The organism is Dellaglioa sp. CoH-55-MRSF-8 (genome assembly GCF_056782195.1).
In genome coordinates this window covers 155,367-174,667 of the sequence record NZ_JBXAYH010000001.1, presented here as the reverse complement: position 1 = coordinate 174,667, position 19,301 = coordinate 155,367, and the positions used below count along the sequence as shown (strand labels likewise).

At 35.1% G+C, this 19,301-nt stretch carries 15 protein-coding genes; all 15 read right to left on the bottom strand.

Annotation, left to right across the window (positions count from 1 at the left end):
- Positions 1–148 precede the first annotated feature (148 nt).
- The 15 genes from araA to AC1RPW_RS00760 all read right to left on the bottom strand — a co-directional run bounded on the left by araA (position 149) and on the right by AC1RPW_RS00760 (position 19,132).
- Entirely contained in the window at positions 149–1,576 is a 1,428-nt protein-coding gene (gene araA / locus AC1RPW_RS00830; RefSeq protein ID WP_481761007.1) for an L-arabinose isomerase, read from the bottom strand.
- Positions 1,577–1,619: 43 nt separating this feature from the next.
- Complete coding sequence (locus AC1RPW_RS00825) at positions 1,620–2,321, bottom strand: L-ribulose-5-phosphate 4-epimerase (RefSeq protein ID WP_409021771.1); 702 nt, start codon at positions 2,319–2,321, stop codon at positions 1,620–1,622.
- A 5-nt stretch (positions 2,322–2,326) separates the two neighbouring features.
- A complete protein-coding gene (locus AC1RPW_RS00820; protein ID WP_481761008.1) occupies positions 2,327–3,943 on the bottom strand; it encodes a xylulokinase in 1,617 nt (538 codons plus the stop codon).
- Between the two features lie 29 nt (positions 3,944–3,972).
- A complete protein-coding gene (locus AC1RPW_RS00815) occupies positions 3,973–5,340 on the bottom strand; it encodes a sugar porter family MFS transporter (protein WP_481761009.1) in 1,368 nt (455 codons plus the stop codon).
- 198 nt (positions 5,341–5,538) lie between these two features.
- Positions 5,539–6,657, bottom strand: a complete 1,119-nt coding sequence (locus AC1RPW_RS00810; RefSeq protein WP_481761010.1) for a GntR family transcriptional regulator — start codon at positions 6,655–6,657, stop codon at positions 5,539–5,541.
- Positions 6,658–6,748: 91 nt separating this feature from the next.
- On the bottom strand, positions 6,749–7,669 hold the full coding sequence (locus tag AC1RPW_RS00805; RefSeq protein WP_481761011.1) for an aldo/keto reductase: 921 nt from the start codon (positions 7,667–7,669) through the stop codon (positions 6,749–6,751).
- Between the two features lie 74 nt (positions 7,670–7,743).
- Positions 7,744–8,979, bottom strand: coding sequence for a cytosine deaminase (gene codA / locus AC1RPW_RS00800; protein WP_481761012.1), 1,236 nt, complete (start codon positions 8,977–8,979; stop codon positions 7,744–7,746).
- A gap of 130 nt (positions 8,980–9,109) precedes the next feature.
- Positions 9,110–9,256, bottom strand: a complete 147-nt coding sequence (locus AC1RPW_RS00795) for a hypothetical protein (protein WP_409021777.1) — start codon at positions 9,254–9,256, stop codon at positions 9,110–9,112.
- A 105-nt stretch (positions 9,257–9,361) separates the two neighbouring features.
- Complete coding sequence (locus tag AC1RPW_RS00790; RefSeq protein WP_481761013.1) at positions 9,362–10,711, bottom strand: NosD domain-containing protein; 1,350 nt, start codon at positions 10,709–10,711, stop codon at positions 9,362–9,364.
- A gap of 33 nt (positions 10,712–10,744) precedes the next feature.
- A complete protein-coding gene (gene scrK, locus AC1RPW_RS00785; protein ID WP_481761014.1) occupies positions 10,745–11,617 on the bottom strand; it encodes a fructokinase ScrK in 873 nt (290 codons plus the stop codon).
- Positions 11,617–13,029 carry a glycoside hydrolase family 32 protein gene (locus tag AC1RPW_RS00780; RefSeq protein WP_481761015.1) on the bottom strand — a complete coding sequence of 471 codons (1,413 nt, stop codon included), beginning with the start codon at positions 13,027–13,029 and terminating at the stop codon, positions 11,617–11,619. Before AC1RPW_RS00780 ends, scrK begins: the two co-directional genes overlap by 1 nt.
- A gap of 64 nt (positions 13,030–13,093) precedes the next feature.
- Complete coding sequence (locus AC1RPW_RS00775; protein WP_481761016.1) at positions 13,094–14,074, bottom strand: LacI family DNA-binding transcriptional regulator; 981 nt, start codon at positions 14,072–14,074, stop codon at positions 13,094–13,096.
- Positions 14,075–14,183: 109 nt separating this feature from the next.
- A complete protein-coding gene (locus tag AC1RPW_RS00770; RefSeq protein WP_481761017.1) occupies positions 14,184–15,548 on the bottom strand; it encodes an MFS transporter in 1,365 nt (454 codons plus the stop codon).
- Between the two features lie 223 nt (positions 15,549–15,771).
- The gene (locus AC1RPW_RS00765; RefSeq protein ID WP_481761018.1) at positions 15,772–17,211 is read right to left on the bottom strand and encodes a 6-phospho-beta-glucosidase; all 1,440 of its coding nucleotides are present in this window, start codon (positions 17,209–17,211) and stop codon (positions 15,772–15,774) included.
- A 1-nt stretch (position 17,212) separates the two neighbouring features.
- Complete coding sequence (locus AC1RPW_RS00760; RefSeq protein ID WP_481761019.1) at positions 17,213–19,132, bottom strand: beta-glucoside-specific PTS transporter subunit IIABC; 1,920 nt, start codon at positions 19,130–19,132, stop codon at positions 17,213–17,215.
- Between the last annotated feature and the right edge of the window lie 169 nt (positions 19,133–19,301).

The following is a 19,301-nucleotide window of genomic DNA, read 5'->3' as shown; positions in this document are numbered from 1 at the left end:
TCAATTATTATCATTAGAAATCTAAATCGGTGCTTACGAATCTTTATTTTCGTAAGCACCGATTTTATTTGATATAAATCATATTTGATTACTCTTCTTACACAAAAAAAGGATATCGCTTTAACAGCGATATCCTTTAAAATATTAATTATTTTTTAATTTCAACATATTCAAGATCAAACATCTTAGCAAGATCAACAACTTGTTGTTCCTTCACGTTCATTGAAAGAACAGTATGATGACCACCACCATTTTCAATCCATGAATGAACGCCTTCTTTAAAACTTGGTTCTGGAATCCATAATTGACGAGCTACTGGCAAGTTAGGAGCTTCAACTTCTGGTTTTTGACCTTCAACAGAGTTAATTAATAATTTGTATTCAGTACCAAAGTCAGACATTGAAACAACGACACCTTTACCATTTGAACCATCAAAGATCAAACGAGCTGGATCTTCGCGGTCACCAATACCTAATGGATGTACTTCCACGCGTGGTTTTGTTGAAGCTAATGTAGGATCAACTTCTAACATATGTGAACCAAGAGTTACTTCATGACCCGCACGTAAATCATACGTGTAATCTTCCATAAATCCAGTAGCTTTATTATGTGCAAGAACCTTCATCAAACGGTCGATTGCAGCAGTCTTCCAGTCACCTTCACCAGCGAAACCATAACCTTCAGCGTTTAAACGTTGAACAGCCATACCTGGTAATTGTTTCATGCCCCAAAGATCTTCGAAGTTAGATGTGAATGCATTGTAGCCACCACGTTCCATAAATTTACGTAAAGCAATTTCAATTCTAATTTGTTCTTTAACATGGTCTTCGTAGAAGGCAGGATCGTTGTCGCCAACAACCATATCGTACATACTTTCACATTCTTTATATGTTGCATTAATTTCAGCGTCAGTTACTTCTTTCATTTCAGCAACTAAATCACCAATACCAAAGTAATCTACAGTCCAACCAAATTTGATTTGTGCTTCAACTTTATCACCATCTGTAACGGCAACATTACGCATGTTATCGCCAAAACGAGCAACTTTAATGTTGAAACTTTCACCGTAAGCAACAGCAACATCCATCCAGTCAGCAATTTGTGATTGAACTGCTTCATCTTTCCAGTAACCAACAACAACTTTATTATGTTTTTGAAGACGAGCATTGATAAAGCCGTATTCACGGTCTCCATGAGCACTTTGGTTTGTGTTCATGTAATCCATATCAATTGTTGACCAAGGAATATTTTCACCAAATTGTGTTGCTAAATGTAGCAATGGTTTTTGTAATAATTTTGTTCCACGAATCCAGTTTTTAGCAGGTGAGAAAGTATGCATCCAAGTAATCACACCAGCAACTTTGTCTTCAAAGTTAGCTTCTTTCATGATGTTAGTAATAACTTCAGCAGTTGTTGCAACTTCTTTAAAGACAATTTTGTATGGTAGTGAACCACTAGCATTTAAATTATCAATAATTTTTTCTGCATCACCTTGAACAACGTCTAAAACATCTTGACCGTATAAACCTTGACTACCGACAACGAACCAAAATTCTTTTTCACTAACTTTTAACATAATATAATTCCTCCTAATAGTTTATTATTTTTAAAAACGTGTTTTAGTGTTTAATTTGACCATAATATGCATTTTTACCATGTTTTCTTAGGAAATGCTTATCCAATAAGTATTGTGGCATGTCAATTGCATGTGGATTCAATTGCAATGTATGATAAGTCATCTTTGCAACTTCTTCTAAGACAACAGCATTATGCACAGCATCTAAAGCAGATGTACCCCATGTAAATGGACCATGATCATTAACCAAAACAGCTGGAATTTGATCAGGATCGAGTCCACGTTTTTTGAACGTTTCGACAATCACGTCACCTGTTTGTTTTTCATATTCTGTGACAACTTCAGCTTCATTCATGATACGGCTTGCTGGAACTGAGCCATAAAAGGTATCTGCATGTGTTGTACCGGCTGCTGGAATATCCAAGCCTGCTTGTGCGAATGAAACAGCCCAAGGTGAGTGAGTATGAACGACACCTTTAATATTAGGGAAGTTATTGTATAGAATGCGATGCGTTTCTGTATCGCTTGAGGGATTCATATCACCCTCAATTTTCTTACCGTCTAAATCAACAACAACCATATCTTCAGGTTTTAAATCATCGTAATCAACACCAGATGGTTTGATGACGAATAACCCTTTTTCACGATCGATTCCACTCACGTTACCCCATGTAAAGGTAATTAAGTTGTACTTAGGTAACAGCATGTTAGCATCGTACACTTCTTGTTTTAGCTTTTCTAACATATATACTAGTTCCTCTTTTCTTCCTTAATTTTTTTTATTGCCTCTGACTCAATAGACAAGCCAGCTTCGTATCTAGCTATAAATGTATTGTAACCTTCTACACCTTCAGGTTCTGGGCTTAACGTCATACTTTCTGGGTCTACAAAAACTTCATGATCTAAGAAGTCTTCTAAGCTTTGACCGTTATTATTTTTCTTAGCAAATATTGCTAAGACAGCCATTCCCCAAGGTCCACCCTCACCAGCAGTATTCATAACCGTAATTGGAATATTCAACGTATTAGCTAATACTTGTTGTCCGATTACAGCTGTTTTTAAAATACCACCTTGAGCAATCATTACATCAGTTTGGATATGTTCTTCTTGACTTAAAATATCCATTCCAATCTTAAGTGGTGCAAATGCCGCATATAATTGCGTCTTGATGAAGTTAGGTAATGTAAAGTTACTGTTAGGTGTTCGAACAAATAATGGACGACCTTCAGGCATATGTGTAATATTTTCACCTGATAAGTAACTATAATTCATTAATCCACCTGCATCGGCATCAGCATGAGTTGATTCTAAGAATAATCGTTCATACAACTGATCTGGTGTTAAATGAACACCTAGTTTTGCTGCGAACTCGCCAAAGATTGAAGCCCATGCATTAATATCTGACGAACTATTATTAACATGAACCATTGCAACTGGCGCACCACTTGGTGTTGTTACAATATCAATATCTTTGTACACTTTTTTCATAGGCTGATCTAAAACAGTCATAGAAAAAGCAGAGGTTCCAACTGAGATATTACCTGTTCTCTTACGTACACTGTTGGTCCCAACCATCCCTGTACCTGCGTCACCTTCAGGTGGTGCCATCAAGCTACCACTTTCAAGTTTGCCACTAACATCAAGTAATTTAGCTCCTGTATCTGTTAATGATCCAGCATTTTCACCAGCTCTCAAAACAGTAGGTAGGATGTCTTTAATATCCCAATCATAAGCAGAAACTTTTTCAATACCACTGAATTTATCTAATAAATCAGCTGAGTATGTGCCTGTTTTTTCATCAATTGGGAAAATACCAGAGGCATCCCCAATTCCGATAACTTTTTTACCAGATAACATATAATGAACATAACTAGCTAATGTTTCTAAATGACCAATGTCATTTACATGGGCTTCATTATTTAAAACAGCTTGATAAAGATGTGCAATACTCCAACGTTGTGGAATATTGAAGTTTAACAACTCTGTTAATTCATCAGCTGATTGTTCTGTATTATTATTTCTCCATGTTCTAAAGGGAACTAATAAATCATCAGATTTCGAAAAGACAAGGTAACCATGCATCATAGCACTGATACCAATTGAATCTATTTTTGTTAATGATTCATGGTATTTGCTTTGAACATTTGCAGCCATTTGTCTATAACTAGCTTGAATCCCCGTCCAAACTTGTTCAAGAGAATAAGTCCAAAGACCATCCTCCAATTGGTTTTCCCAATTGAAGCTCCCTGTTGCAATTGTCTTAAAATCGTCCGTAACTAAAACTGCTTTGATACGTGTTGAGCCTAATTCAATTCCAAGTGAAACTTGACCATTTTTTATTGCTTGAGATGTTTTTACTAAATCCATATCAATTACACTCCTAACGTATAGGTTACTTAATTTCTTGTACCTTCTTTTTCAATTTCTTCTAATGAGCGACCACGTGTTTCTGGAACGAAGAAACGAATGAATAGAACACCTAATAAACAAATGATTCCGAAGATTGCGAACACAGCATCTTGTGGCATTGAAGCTGTCATAATAGGGAATAATAGTCCTACTAAGAATGATCCAATCCAGTTAGCTGAAGATGCAATTCCTGAAGCACTTCCACGAACAGCTAATGGGAATAATTCACCAACTAATACCCATGTAAGTGGAGCCCATGTAAATGAGTAGAATGCAACGTAGATACATAAGAAAACAACAATCATCATAGGACTCGTATTTGGTACAACCATGTTAATGATTGTAGGTAAGATAAATGATAGTCCCATTACTAAACCGCCAAGAATTAAAAGTGTTCTACGTTTAAATTTATCTGCAATAACTAAGAATAAGAGTGAACCTAAGACAAGGATAATCCCTTGAATAATTGGCCACATTAGTGCTGAACTTGCTTCATTCCCAGTTGCTTTTTCAACAATTAAAGGAATGTAATAGAAGATTGCGTTAGCCCCTTGGAATTGTTGGAATGCAGCAACACCAACACCGGCCATAACTAAGTAACGATATTTACCTGTGAATAATTGAACCATTGATGTTTTTTCAATATGATTTTCTTCACCCGCAGTAGTTTGAATATCAGCTAATTCTTGTTCAACTTCATTAGCTGGACGAATCCAAGTTAATACTTGGCGAGCTTCATCAACTTTATTTGTTTTAACTAAGAAACGAGGTGATTCTGGTAAACGTGAAACCCCAAAGTATAAAACAACAGCTGGTACTGCTGCTAAGCCAAGCATAACGCGCCATGCCCATGCTTCAGGTAAATCTTTTAATAGAAAATCCATAATATATGAAAGTAACATTCCGGAAACAATCATTGTTTGATTAATTCCTGATAGTCGTCCTCGTAATTTAGCCGGAGACATTTCTGACATGTATGCTGGTACTAATGCTGATGAAGCACCAACTGCTAGTCCAAGGAAAATACGAACAATAATTAAATACATTTGGCCATTATTTGGTGAGAATGATGCGAGTAATGAACCAATAACGAAAATAATAGCTGACATCAAAATCATTTTACGTCGACCTAGCTTATCTGAAAGCTTACCGGCTAACGCGCCACCAAAGATGGCACCGAACATAACTCCTGAAGTAATCCAACCAACGGTTCCGGCACTATTTTGAAGAGCCCAATCTTTTTGCAAGAATGGTAAAGCCCCCGTCATAACCCCGATATCGTATCCGAACAAAATTCCTCCGAATGACCCAAAAAAGTAAATAAACTTACTAGATATTTTCTTTTCTTTTTGCATATGACACCTCCAAATTTTATTGTCCGATTGGTACGACCAACCGAAAAACCTACAGCAACCGTTTTCTGAAAACGTTTGCATTTATCAACAAGGTCATTTTCTCACATTCATTCGAACAAATCAATAGTTATTTTTATTTGTTCGAATGAATTTCAAAAAAATAAGTATTACTCAAATTTGAGTAATACTTATCATGCTTTAATTCCTATTTTTAACGCTTTCTCGAATGATTAGCTTTGCATCATATACGACAGATTTCGCCGACATTGTTTTAGAATTAATCATTTTTAATAACATCGTCGCAGCTTCTCGGCCCATTTTTTCCTTTGGATGTCTAATTGTTGTTAATTTAGGTGACATATATTTTGATAATTGATAATCATCAAAACCAACAATTGAGATATCTTCAGGAATTTTCATTCCCATCGACTTAACAATATCTATTAATTTAATGGCAAGCTGGTCATTGTAACAAACAATCGCGGTTGGATGATCCGATCTATGCAGAATCTTTTCAATTTTTTTATAGATATTTTGCATTGAATCAGCAGATTGGTACATCAATATCTCACTTTGGTATGAAATAGCTGAATGTTCCATATAAGCTTGCACGAATCCATTCATTCTTAACTGACCTTGTTTATCATCCACTTTAAAAATACCAAGTATTTTTCCATGTCCTTCATTTATCAAATGCTCTGTAGCAACCTCACTACCATTAAAATCATTTAACTCTAAGTATGGAATTTCCAAGTTTTCATAATGTGCATTAATAAAAAGGACTGGTATTTTTTGCGCCACTATCTTTTCGTATAAATCCTTATTTTTATTTATTAATGCGCTTTGTGTTGGTTCTACGATTAGTCCAGATAAATTCATTTCAAGCATTCTTAAAAGGCTATATCGTTCTTTTTCAGCATTATCAAGCGTATTACTTAGCATGATTGTATATCCCTCTTCAGAAATAATACGATCTATTCCAGTGATAATATTTGGAAAAATATAATCAGCAATATGTGTCGTCATGACACCAATTATTTTATTATTTTGTGTCACTTTTTTTACAGTATGCCAATCATTAACGAAGATACCGCCACCTTGTATTCGGTAGACATACCCTGCATTCTCTAAATCACCAATTGCTTTACGAACCGCATAACGACTAGATTCGTAAATCGACATTAACTGTGATTCAGTCATTAATTTATCGTTTACTTCATATTCACCCGCGACAATTTTCGCTTTAATTTCACGATAAACATGCTCATATTTGTTTTCCAAATCAAATCCACCACCTATTAATTCTAATTTTACCATACCCAGTATGTTAACTACGAAATTTTCATACGCTTAATATAAAAAGTAACCAACTAAAATAGTAATTAGTTAGTTACTTTAATTTTTTCATTTATGGTAATTTATTTCCTGCTGCACGATAAATTTCGTACCATTCTTCATGTGTTAGCTCAAGTTCTGAAGCATTCGCAATTTCAACAATTCTTTTTGCGTTCATTGTTCCAGCAATCACCTGCATTTTAGCTGGGTGACGTAGAATAAATGCTGTTGCGATTCCAGTATTAGTTGTTTCTTTTTCTTTAGCTAAACGGTTTAAAACTTCATTTAATTCAGCAAATTTTGGATTATCTAAGAATGTACCTTCAAAGAATCCGTATTGGAATGGTGACCATGCTTGAATCGTCATTTTTTTAAGACGCGAATATTCTAAAATACCGCCATCACGATTAATTCCAGCATCATTAACCATATTCACATTTGTTCCCAAATCAATCATTCCAGTGTGCATGACACCGAATTGGAGTTGGTTAACTAATAGTTTCATATCCAAAGCTTGTTGTAATAAATCAACTTGCCCAGGATAGAAATTACTAACACCAAAATGACGTACTTTTCCAGATTTTTGTAGTTTTTCAAATACACGAGCAATAGCTTCAGGTTCCATTAACGTATCAGGTCTGTGTAACAATAAGCTATCAATATATTCCGTATTTAATCGTTTTAAAATACCGTCAACACTTTTTTCAATGTGTTCAGCAGTAAAATTATACTCTACACCTGGAACGATACCACATTTTGATTGAAGAATAATGTCTTCACGTGATAACCCAGTTTCAGTAAATCCTGCCGCAAACACTTCTTCAGCTTTTCCTGCACCATAAATATCTGCGTGATCAAAGAAATTAATGCCATGATCAACTGATGTTTGAATCATTTCTGCAGCTTGCCCAGTCGACAATTCTGGCATGCGCATGCATCCCAAACCGACAGATGATACTTGAAGTTCGCTATCGCCTAAATTAATCATTTTCATTTTATTACCCCTTTTCAAGTCATGCCTTGATTCTAGCATTCAAATCAAGAAGGCGCTACCAAAACGATTACTTACTAGATATATAACTGGGTTTCTGCTGGCTTGGTTTCACTAATCACATCACCATTATGGACTGATAACATAACGGCAGCACGTGTATTCAACGCATCATAAAAATTATCACTATCCATAATGACGAAATTAGCTGGTTTTCCAACTTCAATTCCATAATGATCCATAACATGCATAGATTTAGCGCCATTAGTCGTCACAAATCGGTAAGCATTCATAATTTGACTATAACCCATAATCTGAGTCGCATGTAATCCCATGTGCAAGGCGTCTAACATGTTGCCATCTCCCATTGGATACCATGGATCTTTGATGTCATCTTCACCAAATGCAACGTTCAACCCATTCTCATCCAATTCTTTGACGCGTGTTAACCCACGACGCTTTGGATATGTGTCAAAACGTCCACCTAAGAACATATTTACAAGTGGATTAGCAATAAAGTTCATTTCTGACATCTTCAATAAACGCATTAATTTGTACAAATAAGCATCATCATATGAACCCATCGCTGTTGTATGTGATGCTGTAACCTTATCTTTCATCCCTGTTTCTAAAGCTAATGTCGCAACGGTTTCCAAGCTACGAGAACTAGGATCATCGATTTCATCCGTATGTGCATCAAATAATAAATTATATTTCTGAGCCAATTCAAAAGCGAAATGGAGTGATTCAACTGCATATTCTCTATTAAATTCAAAATGGGGAATTGCACCAATTGCATCCACTCCTAATTCAGCAGCTTTTGTCATTAATTCCTTCCCATTTGGAAATGATAAAATACCTTCTTGTGGGAAAGCAACTAATTGTAATTCCATCCAAGGTTTAACTTCTTCGCGGACCTCAATTAAAGCTTTCAAAGCCACTAAATCAGGATCAGTCACATCAACATGTGAACGAACAAACTGAACACCATGGGCTGCCTGCATTTTTAATGCTGTAACAGCACGTTCTTTAACATCTTCATGGGTTAACGTCTTTTTACGTTCAGACCAAATCCGAATGCCATCAAATAAAGTCCCAGATTCGTTCCATTCCGGATCACCTGCTGTGAGCGTTGAATCCAAATGAACATGTGGATCAACAAATGGCGGTAACATCAATTTATCGGTTGCATCAATGACTTTTTCATCAGCATTTTGTTGTAAATTTACCCCAATCTCAGTAAACATGCCATTTTCTACTCGAATATCTTGTAATTCTTCTTTATTTTCAATATGTACTTGTTTAATTAACATCGATTATCACTCCTCATTAAATTATCTATCATTCAAATTGTACATGACTTACACCCAATTTAATATTTTTAGTTAACTAAAAAAAGATTAATTCCAAGAATACTTAGAATTAATCTTTGAACTTTTATAATTAGTTTTTTTCTGCACCTAACTTAGTTGATTCATCTTCAATAAATTTAAAACCTGATTGTTTTTTTTCAGCTTGTGGATGTTTAGCACGTTCGTCCATTGCTTTTTGAGCCATTGCTTTGCGTTGTTCTTTACTCAACTTTGCCATTGCTATCGCCTCTTTTGATTTGGACAGTTATATTAAGTTCTAACTTCAACTTTCATTATAGTCCTATTTTATCAAAGTGGCACAAATTAAATCATTTATTTAAAATTACTGTTTTTTTGGGACGGTTGGTGTTGCTCTAAAAGCATTCACATTTTTATCCAAAATAACTTGTTCATTGCTTCCAGAATCTAAAATTGTATTTTGCGTTGACTTCTTTTCAACCAAAACAGTTGTTACTGTGACTTTTTTTAATTCTTCGGTTGCTAGTAACGCATCTACTTGTGCAGAAAATGCTGAATCGCCACTACCTGATTGAATTTCTGTAGCCACAACATTATTATTTGCAATATAATTACCATGTCCGGCAGCAAGTCGGATAATGACCGGTGTTGCACCAACTGGTTTAAGCGTGTTTTGATCAACCGTTTCTGAAAAATGATTTCCAATGACGGAATTATCATTACCGCTAATTGATAACAGCCCATATAAATCGTCTAATCCATTATCTCGATGTTGCATAGGCGCCCACGGTTCTTGATCATGCAGCATATGGTTTGAAGAAACCAATATCTCTGAGCAATTATCATCTAAAATAACCATTCCGGGATAAAATGCATGAATGCGATTATTTGTAACAGACGATTTCGTCACGCCAGATAATGAAATGCTACTTGCACCTCTTGGGAAAATATTATTAGTCGTAATTAGCAGTCCTCCGAAGTTTTCCGCAAAAATGGTATAGCCATTAAATCCAGCGCCCATTAAATTTTCAGTTACTTTCGAAGCTTGTCCCCATCCACGTAGTTCAATACAATTACCACATTCAGCAATAAAATTATCGTGGATTGTTAATGCATCTGCGTTATAAATGGTTACACCATGTTCTAAGTAAACAAAACCCATTTCTGTAATACGGAATGAATCTTGTGCACTTGCAACATAAATTCCAGTCTTACCATTCACATACGTATTTTCTGGATTTTTTTCGCCTGTGCCATCATCAATAAAGTGTAACCCATCAATATTAAAGTTCGAAAATTCGACTGAACTAATACGCGGATTTCCTTCTCTTGCAACATAGAAAGCTGCACCTTCAGATTCTTCATCCGTTGTTTTAGGATCGAGGTCAACAAGAACACGACTACCACCAGGCCATAATTCATGTAAATTTGACCATTCGTTTTGTGGTACGTTAAACCGAATGCTTGATGACGTAAATCCATGCCCAGATCCTTGAATTTTAAGAAAACTAATATCTATTAAGACTTGTGTACGCAAGTGATAATCAGCTGGTGGTAGATAAATAACTGCCCCTGGTTTTCCACCATCATTGCTATTACTATCAGTTTGATGACTTTTAATATCAGTAATAATACTATTAATAACTTCCCCAATATCTTCGTACGGGTTACCAATAGGCCATTTTGTTACATCATAATAATTTTTGTTTGTCATTATTTTACCCTCCAATTTTGTTAAATAACCCTATCATTCAGATAACATTTTTTCAGCTAAAGCGAAGTTTCCAACATTGGCTGATCCATTATTAGCAACTTGTGGTGCTGTAATATATTGATCTAATGGAGGAACGTCAACATAATCATTTAAAATTTCTTTGAATTCATGTCGCACTTTTTCCAATAAAACATCATTTGTAACGCCGCCCCCAAAAATAATTTTATTAGGACGTAAACTTAACGTTGTTTGAACGGCAGCCTGAGCAATATAGTAGGCCATAATATCCCAAGTTTTGTCTGTTAATGGGACATCTTTACCTTTTTTACCAGTCCGTGCTTCAAATGTTGGTCCAGCAACTAAGCCCTCTAAACAATCACCATGAAATGGACAGACACCTTTAAAATCAAGATCATCAGGATGTCTCTTAACTAAGACATGGCCCATTTCAGGATGGCCAATACCGCCAACTAAGTGGCCATCAATTACTGCTCCAGCGCCCACACCAGTTCCAATTGTGTAATAAACAAGTGAATTAATTTTCTCATTAAACAATGTCGACATTGTATATTCACCGTAAGCTGAACCATTTACATCCGTTGTCCAAAATGTTGGAATATCCAGTTTGCCCTTAAGAAATCCCAAGAAATCCGTATCACCCCAACCCGGTTTTGGTGTTTTCGTGATAAATCCATATTTAGGTGACGTTTTTCTGATTTCAATTGGTCCAAATGAGGCAACACTAAGTGCAGCTATTTCAAATTGCTTAAAATAGTCTACGACTGCCGTTAATGTTTCAACAGGTGTAGTCGTGGGAATTTGAATTTGATCCTTTACTTGATAATCTTCGTTACCTACCGCGCATACAAATTTAGTGCCACCTGCTTCAATACTTCCTAATAACATTACATTGTTCCTCCAAGTTCATATATTTTAATATCATAATTAGTTGAATCGCTACTTGTTTCAACTATAAGTTCCTTTTCATCATAAACCCTTTCAGAGAAACATGCTTCTCCATTATTCACAAATAATTCTGCTGAACTGTTGTCCATTAATAAATGAACATCCAATTCATTGGCAACGCTCACATTAGTTTCTCGAAGTAAATCGTCATTATACTTTTGTAATGTTACCTTACCTGTTGCAGCTTGATAGCTAACTTTTATTAATAATTTATTATCGCTATTTTTAATTTTAACGCTGACATTTTCTTGCCCATTAAAGTTCGCTAAATACTCAAAACTCTTTGTAGGGGCTTCAAAAATAGTGGTTGTATCCTTAGGTTTAGTGACATCTAATAATACTTTTTCGCGCAATTTTTTAATTTCTTCAACTGGTGTCATCAATAATTTACCATTTTTCATATTTAATTCTCTTGGAAATGTTAGTGCGCCTGCCCAACCATCTTCCTGTTCTGGCATGGGGCTCTCCCACATGTCCATCCATGCAAATATGATCCTTCTACCGTCAGGCGTAACCATTGATTGTGTTGCATAGAAATCATGTCCATAATCTAATTCAGTGAACTCACCATGATGTAATGAATGTGTCTCTTCATCAAATTTTCCAGTCAGATATCCTGTTTGGAAGAAATTTCTATATTTTAATTTATCAGCTTTAATTCCTTGTGGTGACATTACTAAAACGTCTTGTCCGTCAATTTCGAAAAGGTCAGGACATTCCCAAACGAATCCTTCAGAATCAACTGATTTAGCAGTTGCAATAGGTCCTAAGTAGTCCCAATGTTCTAAATCATCTGAGTTATACATAAGAACTCGACCCAAGCCATCCTTATTTTTGCTTCCGATTACAATATTATATTTTCCATTTTCAAACCAAATTTTTGGATCTCTAAAATCAGCATCATTATCTACAGGAGGCATTGAAATCACTGGATTACCAGCAAATTTTTCAAAAGTTATGCCATCATCACTAACGGCTAGGTTTTGATTCTGCCAATAACTATCCGGATCATTTTTGTCTTTCAAATTATGTCCTGTATAAATTAAATAGAGACGCTCATCCTTCACAATTGCGCTACCTGAAAAACAGCCATCCTGATCTTCTTGATCACCAGGAACCAAAGCAATTGGTAAGCTTTCCCAATTAACTAAATCTTTACTTCTTGAATGACCCCAATGCATTGGTCCCCACTGTGTTGAATTTGGATGATGTTGATAAAAGATGTGATAGTACCCTTTAAAAAAGCAAAACCCATTTGGATCATTCATCCAACCTGCTGGTGCCGTAATATGATACTTTAATCGATATCTTTCATCAGTTACCTCTGGATAATTAATCGTTTCATTTTTCAAAATTGTCTTCTCCTCGTTCTATATGTTAACCGGTTGTCATTATCTTAAAATAAAAACGCACCTACTATGCCGTTTCTCCTTTATATAATTGTACCGGTAGTACTACTTGCATAGGTGTCTCTTTACCTTCTATTTTCTTCATTAAAATATCAATAGCTGCATCAGCCATCTGTTCAATTGGTTGAATAATTGTTGTTAGTTCTGGTTTAAATAATCGAACAACATCTGTCCCATCATAGCCAATAACAAGTAAATCTTCAGGTACTCGTTTGCCATATTCTCTAGCTATTTTTATGATCAAACTAGCGTCTGTATCATTCGAAGCAAAAATACCATCCACTCGTTTAAGATCCTCAAAAATTCTTTTAATAACTTTTGTTTTTTCTGTTTCTGTCCAATTAAAATCAATTGTATACGTTACGGCTGGCAACCCATGTTCACTCATAATTTTCTCGTATGCCCTACGTCTATCTCGAGCAGGCGTTTCTAAATCATAAGGTCCATTTGTATGTACAATTGAGGTTGCCCCATGTTCTAATAGCAATTCTGTTGCCATTTTACCGCCACTATAATTATCAGAAGAAACGACCGGAATATCACCATTCATAATTCTATCAATTGCGACAATTGGTAAATTTGTATTATGATATTCTTCAATTCCTTCATTATGTGCTCCAACAATTAGCCCATCAACTTGATTTGCCATTAGTTTACGTAAATAAGTCACTTCTTTTTCTGAATCATTTTTTGAGTTACCGATAAGAACCTTATAACCTCTATTAAAAAGTTTCGTTTCTAAATGGTAAGCTAATTGTCCAAAAAAAGGATTCGCAATGGTTGGGAAAATAAGCCCTATTAGTTTTGTTTCTTTATTAAATAATTGTCTTGCAACATCATTAGGCTGATAATGTAACTCTTTCACAGCATCACGAACCTTTTTAACTGTCTTTTCGCTAAGATAACCTCTATTGTTCAACACCCTAGATACAGTCGTTTTAGAAACGCCTGCCAATTCAGCGACATCATCAAGTTTTGGATTTTGCATTTTATTTGCTCCTAAGTCGTCTAATTTTAGTTAAATTGTTACCGCTTAACTTTTAGTACTCTTAGTTTACCATAAAATAAGCAAAACCATTATCCCCACCATTAACTTTTTAAGCTGCTTCTTTTTTAGCTAATTCTAATCTAACTTTATCTTCATTTCGTTCAAATTTACCATAGAAAAACATTGGAACTGCAGCAAGTATGAACAGCATGGCTGGAATCCAGATAAAACTTAAGTTAATGCCTAATAAAGATTGACTCGTTTGAGTGTGATTGGGTATATATCCAAAGAATTGCATTACTTGTGATGGAATAAATCCGCCAATCCCACTACCTGCTTTAACACAGAATGCACTTCCAATAGCTGTTAAAAAGCCACTGGCTCTGATTCCTGTTTTCCATTGACCAAAATCAACCGCATCAGCCAACATTAGGAATGGCATTGCAGCTGCAACACCCGTTCCAATTGATCCTAGGCAATATAAGATAACAACCCAAACTTGATTACTACCAACTGCTTGAAGCAACATGTTACAGATTGCTCCCATCAATAGTGCTCCAATTAGAACCGTTCTTTTATTTGTACGTTTAACAAGTAATGGAATTGATATCATCCCTATAACAGCAACAACAGATAAAGAACCAGCAACTGCGACTAATGATTTTGCATGGATATTATATTGAAAATAATAAATCATGCCTGAACTTCTAACAGTTGTTCCAATCCAATAGAATAAGTTGGAAATAACCAATAAAATCCAAGGCCAATTACTTTTTGTTGCTTTAACACTCTGTTTTAATGATATTGATTTCGTAATCGTTGTATTAATTTCTCGTAAATTTAAAAAGGCAATTAAAAAGGCAATAATGGAGATAATCCCTAAAATAATCATTGCATATGAGAATCCTTTACGATCATTTCCTTGCCCTAATATTTGAACTAATGGTAAAACAACACCATTAGCAACCAATAGACCAACATTTCCTCCAACCATTCGATATGAATTCAAAACCGTTCTTTGGTCTGAATCATTTGTTAAGTTAGGTAAAATCGACGTCATAGGGGTACTAATTCCGGTATATATAATTCCTGCAATGACGTAAACAACTGATGCATAGATAACTTTGGACGATCCCGATAAATTCGGTGTAGTAAATGTTAACCATGTAAAGAATGCAAATGGTACACATAACCACAAGAAATACGGCCGACTTTGTCCCCATTTTGTATGTGTATGATCAATTAAAAAGCCCCATATTGGTGCATCAAACATATCAACGCATCGTGTGACGAGCAAGATAGTTCCAGCTACACCAATCCCAATTCCAAAAACATCTGTATAAAAATATAACAAGTACGTACTAATACTTACAAATAGAATATTTCCGCCAAAATCTGTAAGTGAATAACTTAGTTTTCGAAAAAGAGGAATTTCTTCAACTTGATTTGTATCTACGTTTACTTTGTTTTCCATTCTATTTACCCCATTCTATTTGTTTAATAAATGTCCCATTTCACTAAAAAATAGCAATTGCCTGTACCTATAAACTCAACTTTTAGAAAGCGCTTTCTGAAAGAATAACCAAAGTATAACCTGTTTATATTTTTATGTCAACCGGTTGTCATTTGTTTTTTTATTAATCAAAAAGCATCTCATTTATTAATAAATGAGATGCTTTTTCTTTCTATAATAACTTTTAAAGACTTTCTCCATTTGTTTCAATTACATTTTTATACCAAGTAAATGAGTCTTTTTTATAACGTTTCATCGATCCATTGCCCTCATTATCACGATCAACATAAATCATACCATAACGCTTTTTCATCTCACCAGTTGTAAATGATACTAAATCAATAACACCCCATGGTGTATATCCTAAGACTTCAACACCATCATAATCAACTGCTTTTTCGATTGCTTCAATATGTTCTTTTAGATAACTTACACGTTCAGGATCATGAATTTCATGATTATCTTCAAGCTTGTCAATCGCGCCAAAACCATTTTCAACAATAAATAACGGTAACTGATAGCGATCATATAATCGATTTAACGTATATCGTAAACCATCGGGATCAATTGCCCAGCCCCAGTCACTAGATTTAATATACGGATTAGGAACCCCATTAGGTAGTCCACCATTCACAACATCACCTAAATGATCTGCTTCAGCATCTGCTTTAACAACTGTTGACATATAGTAACTGAATCCTAGATAATCAACTGTCCCTTTTTTCAATATCTCCATATCGCCTTCTTGAATCCCAACATCATAATTGTGACGTTCAAACTCTTTTAGTGCATAACGTGGGTATTCTCCACGAACATGAACATCTGGGAAAAAGAAGCGTTGATGCATTGCCTCTTCAGCAGCCATGATATCTTCCGGATCACATGAATAAGGATAAATTGGTACGTGTGATACCATGCATCCTATTTCAAAATCAGAATTAATTTTTTTACCAGCAATAACCGCCTTAGCGCTAGCCAAGAGTTCGTTATGTGCAACTCGATACATAATTTCTTTGGGATTTTCACCATCGTTCACAATAACTCCAGAATTAGTCCACAAAAAGATGGGGTTATTTGTATCCATTTGATTATTAATTTCATTAAATGTCATCCAATATTTTACTTTAGATTGATAACGTTTAAAGCAAACCGTAGCAAAATTTTCAAAAAAATCAATTAATTTACGATTTCTAAAACCACCATATTCTTTAGCTAAATGGAGTGGCATTTCAAAATGCGATAGGGTAATCACTGGTTGAATACCTTTTTTTAATAATTCATCAAAAACATCATCATAAAATTGTAATCCCGCTTCATTTGGTTCGCTTTCATCTCCCATTGGGAAAATACGTGACCACGCGATTGATGTTCGTAAGCACTTCAATCCCATTTCAGAGAAAAATTGAATATCTTCTTTGTAATGATGATAAAAATCAATTGCATCATGATTCGGATAAAATTTATCTGTTTCAATAGTTTCCGTAATTTCCCGCGGAACACCATTTGCTCCTGCAGTCATCACATCAATAACACTTGGCCCTTTTCCATCAACATTCCAGCCGCCTTCAAACTGATGAGCAGCCAAAGCGCCACCCCACAAAAAATCCTTCGGTAATTTAGACATTTTATTTTTCTCCTTTTGGAATTAATTCCATTATTGGTTCTCCATGGTGAATTTCATTTTGCGTATACGCAATAACATCTTCGTAATCATCTGAATTAGTCACAATTACAGGTGTTACTACTGAAAATCCTGATTCTTTTATCTTCTCTTGATCAAATTCAACAAGTAAATCACCCATTTTTACATAATCATGATTTTTAACTTGTGTTGCAAAATATTTTCCTTTTAATTCAACGATATCCATTCCAATATGAATTAAAACTTCTACACCATCTACAGATTTTAATCCAATCGCATGTTGTGTCTCTGTAGTCATGACAACCTGACCATCAAATGGTGCATATATTTTATTATCCGTTGGATTTACAGCAACACCTTTGCCCATTGCACCAGATGAAAATACTTCATCCTCTACTTCTGTTAACGCAATTACTTTCCCTGTTACAGGGCTATTAACAACGCCTGGTGCATTTATTACTGGCGTACTCATAACTGGTGCGACCTTAGCTGGTGCATCATCTAACTGTGCTTCCATTGTTGCGACTTCACTAACTGTTTCACCCGTACCAAAAATTTGAACAAGTAGAACTGAACCCACAATTGCTACAATACATCCAACAACCATACCAATAAATGAGTGTGGGTATTTAGGACTAATTGCATTTACAATGGTTAATAAACTTGGTAGTCCAGCATAAGCAAAATAATATGAATTAAAGAAACTTGTAATTAATGCACCAAACGCTCCTGAAATACAACCAAAGATAAATGGTTTTTTAAATCTTAATGTCACACCATAAATTGCTGGTTCTGTAATCCCAAATAATCCTGTAATAAATGCTGAAAGAGATATATTTTTTAATTCTCTGTTCTTAGACTTAATAAATACACCTAAAACAGCACCAACTTGTGCGACCACTGCAATTGTTTGAAAAGCCTGAAATGAGTCCATTCCATTCATTTTGAAATTGGCCATAACCATTGGCGTAACACCCCAATGGATACCAAAAATAACAAGTACTTGCCAGAAACCACCAATAATAACACCTGCTAAAGGTGGTGCAACTTTAACTAAATAATTATATCCTTTTGCGATTCCTTCAGCTCCAAGAGATGAAAGTGGTCCAATAATTAAGATTGTTAAAGGAACCATAATTAATAGACATAATAATGGAACAGCAAGTTCTTTAATAATGTCAGGTATCTTTTTACTCAAGAATCTTTCAAGATAAGAAAGAATCCAAACTAAAAATAATGGTGGCAATACTGATGATGTATAAACTGTTTGAGATAATGGAATACCCATAAAGTTAATACTTGTACCGCTAGCAATAGTTCCAGCCATCTCTGCCCATGTGGGACTAACTAATGCAGCACAACATGCAACAGCGATTAAACTGTTTGTTTTAAAATGTTTAGCTGCCGTTATGGCAATAAATATTGGTAAGAACGTAAATGGTGCCCAAGAAATAAAGCTTAAAACTTGATATGTACCACTTTTAGGAAAATTTGGCATAGCTAAAGTAATTAGAATTAAACTCCCTTGAATAATACCTGCCGCGGCCAATATGTAAACGAATGGGGCAAAAACCGCAGACATTGTTGCAATAACTCGATTCATTATACTTGTTTTTGGTGCTTCTACTTCCTCTACTTCTGAACTATCAATCATTGCTGAGAATGCATCATAAACATCCGCAACATGTGGTCCAATAACTACTTGGAATTGTCCACCACTTTCAACAACAGTGATAACGCCTGCCATTGCTGATATTTTTTCTTTAGCATCTGAAGGAACCTCATGTAGCACTAGTCGTAACCGTGTCGCACAATGCGTTGCTCCTGCTAAATTTTTTTCTCCACCAATTGCTTCTAAAATATCTGTAGCTAATTTTGTATAATCTCTAACCTTACTTGCCATATTTTTCTCCTCCTCAGATAAAAACGAATAAATAGAAAAAAATTGTAAACCCTTACAAATCTTTGTATATGTATATTTTAATTGTACGTGCACAATAAGTCAACACTTTTTTTGTAACCCTTTTCATCTAGATGTACAAGGCGGGAACAATGTTATACAATAAAGGATA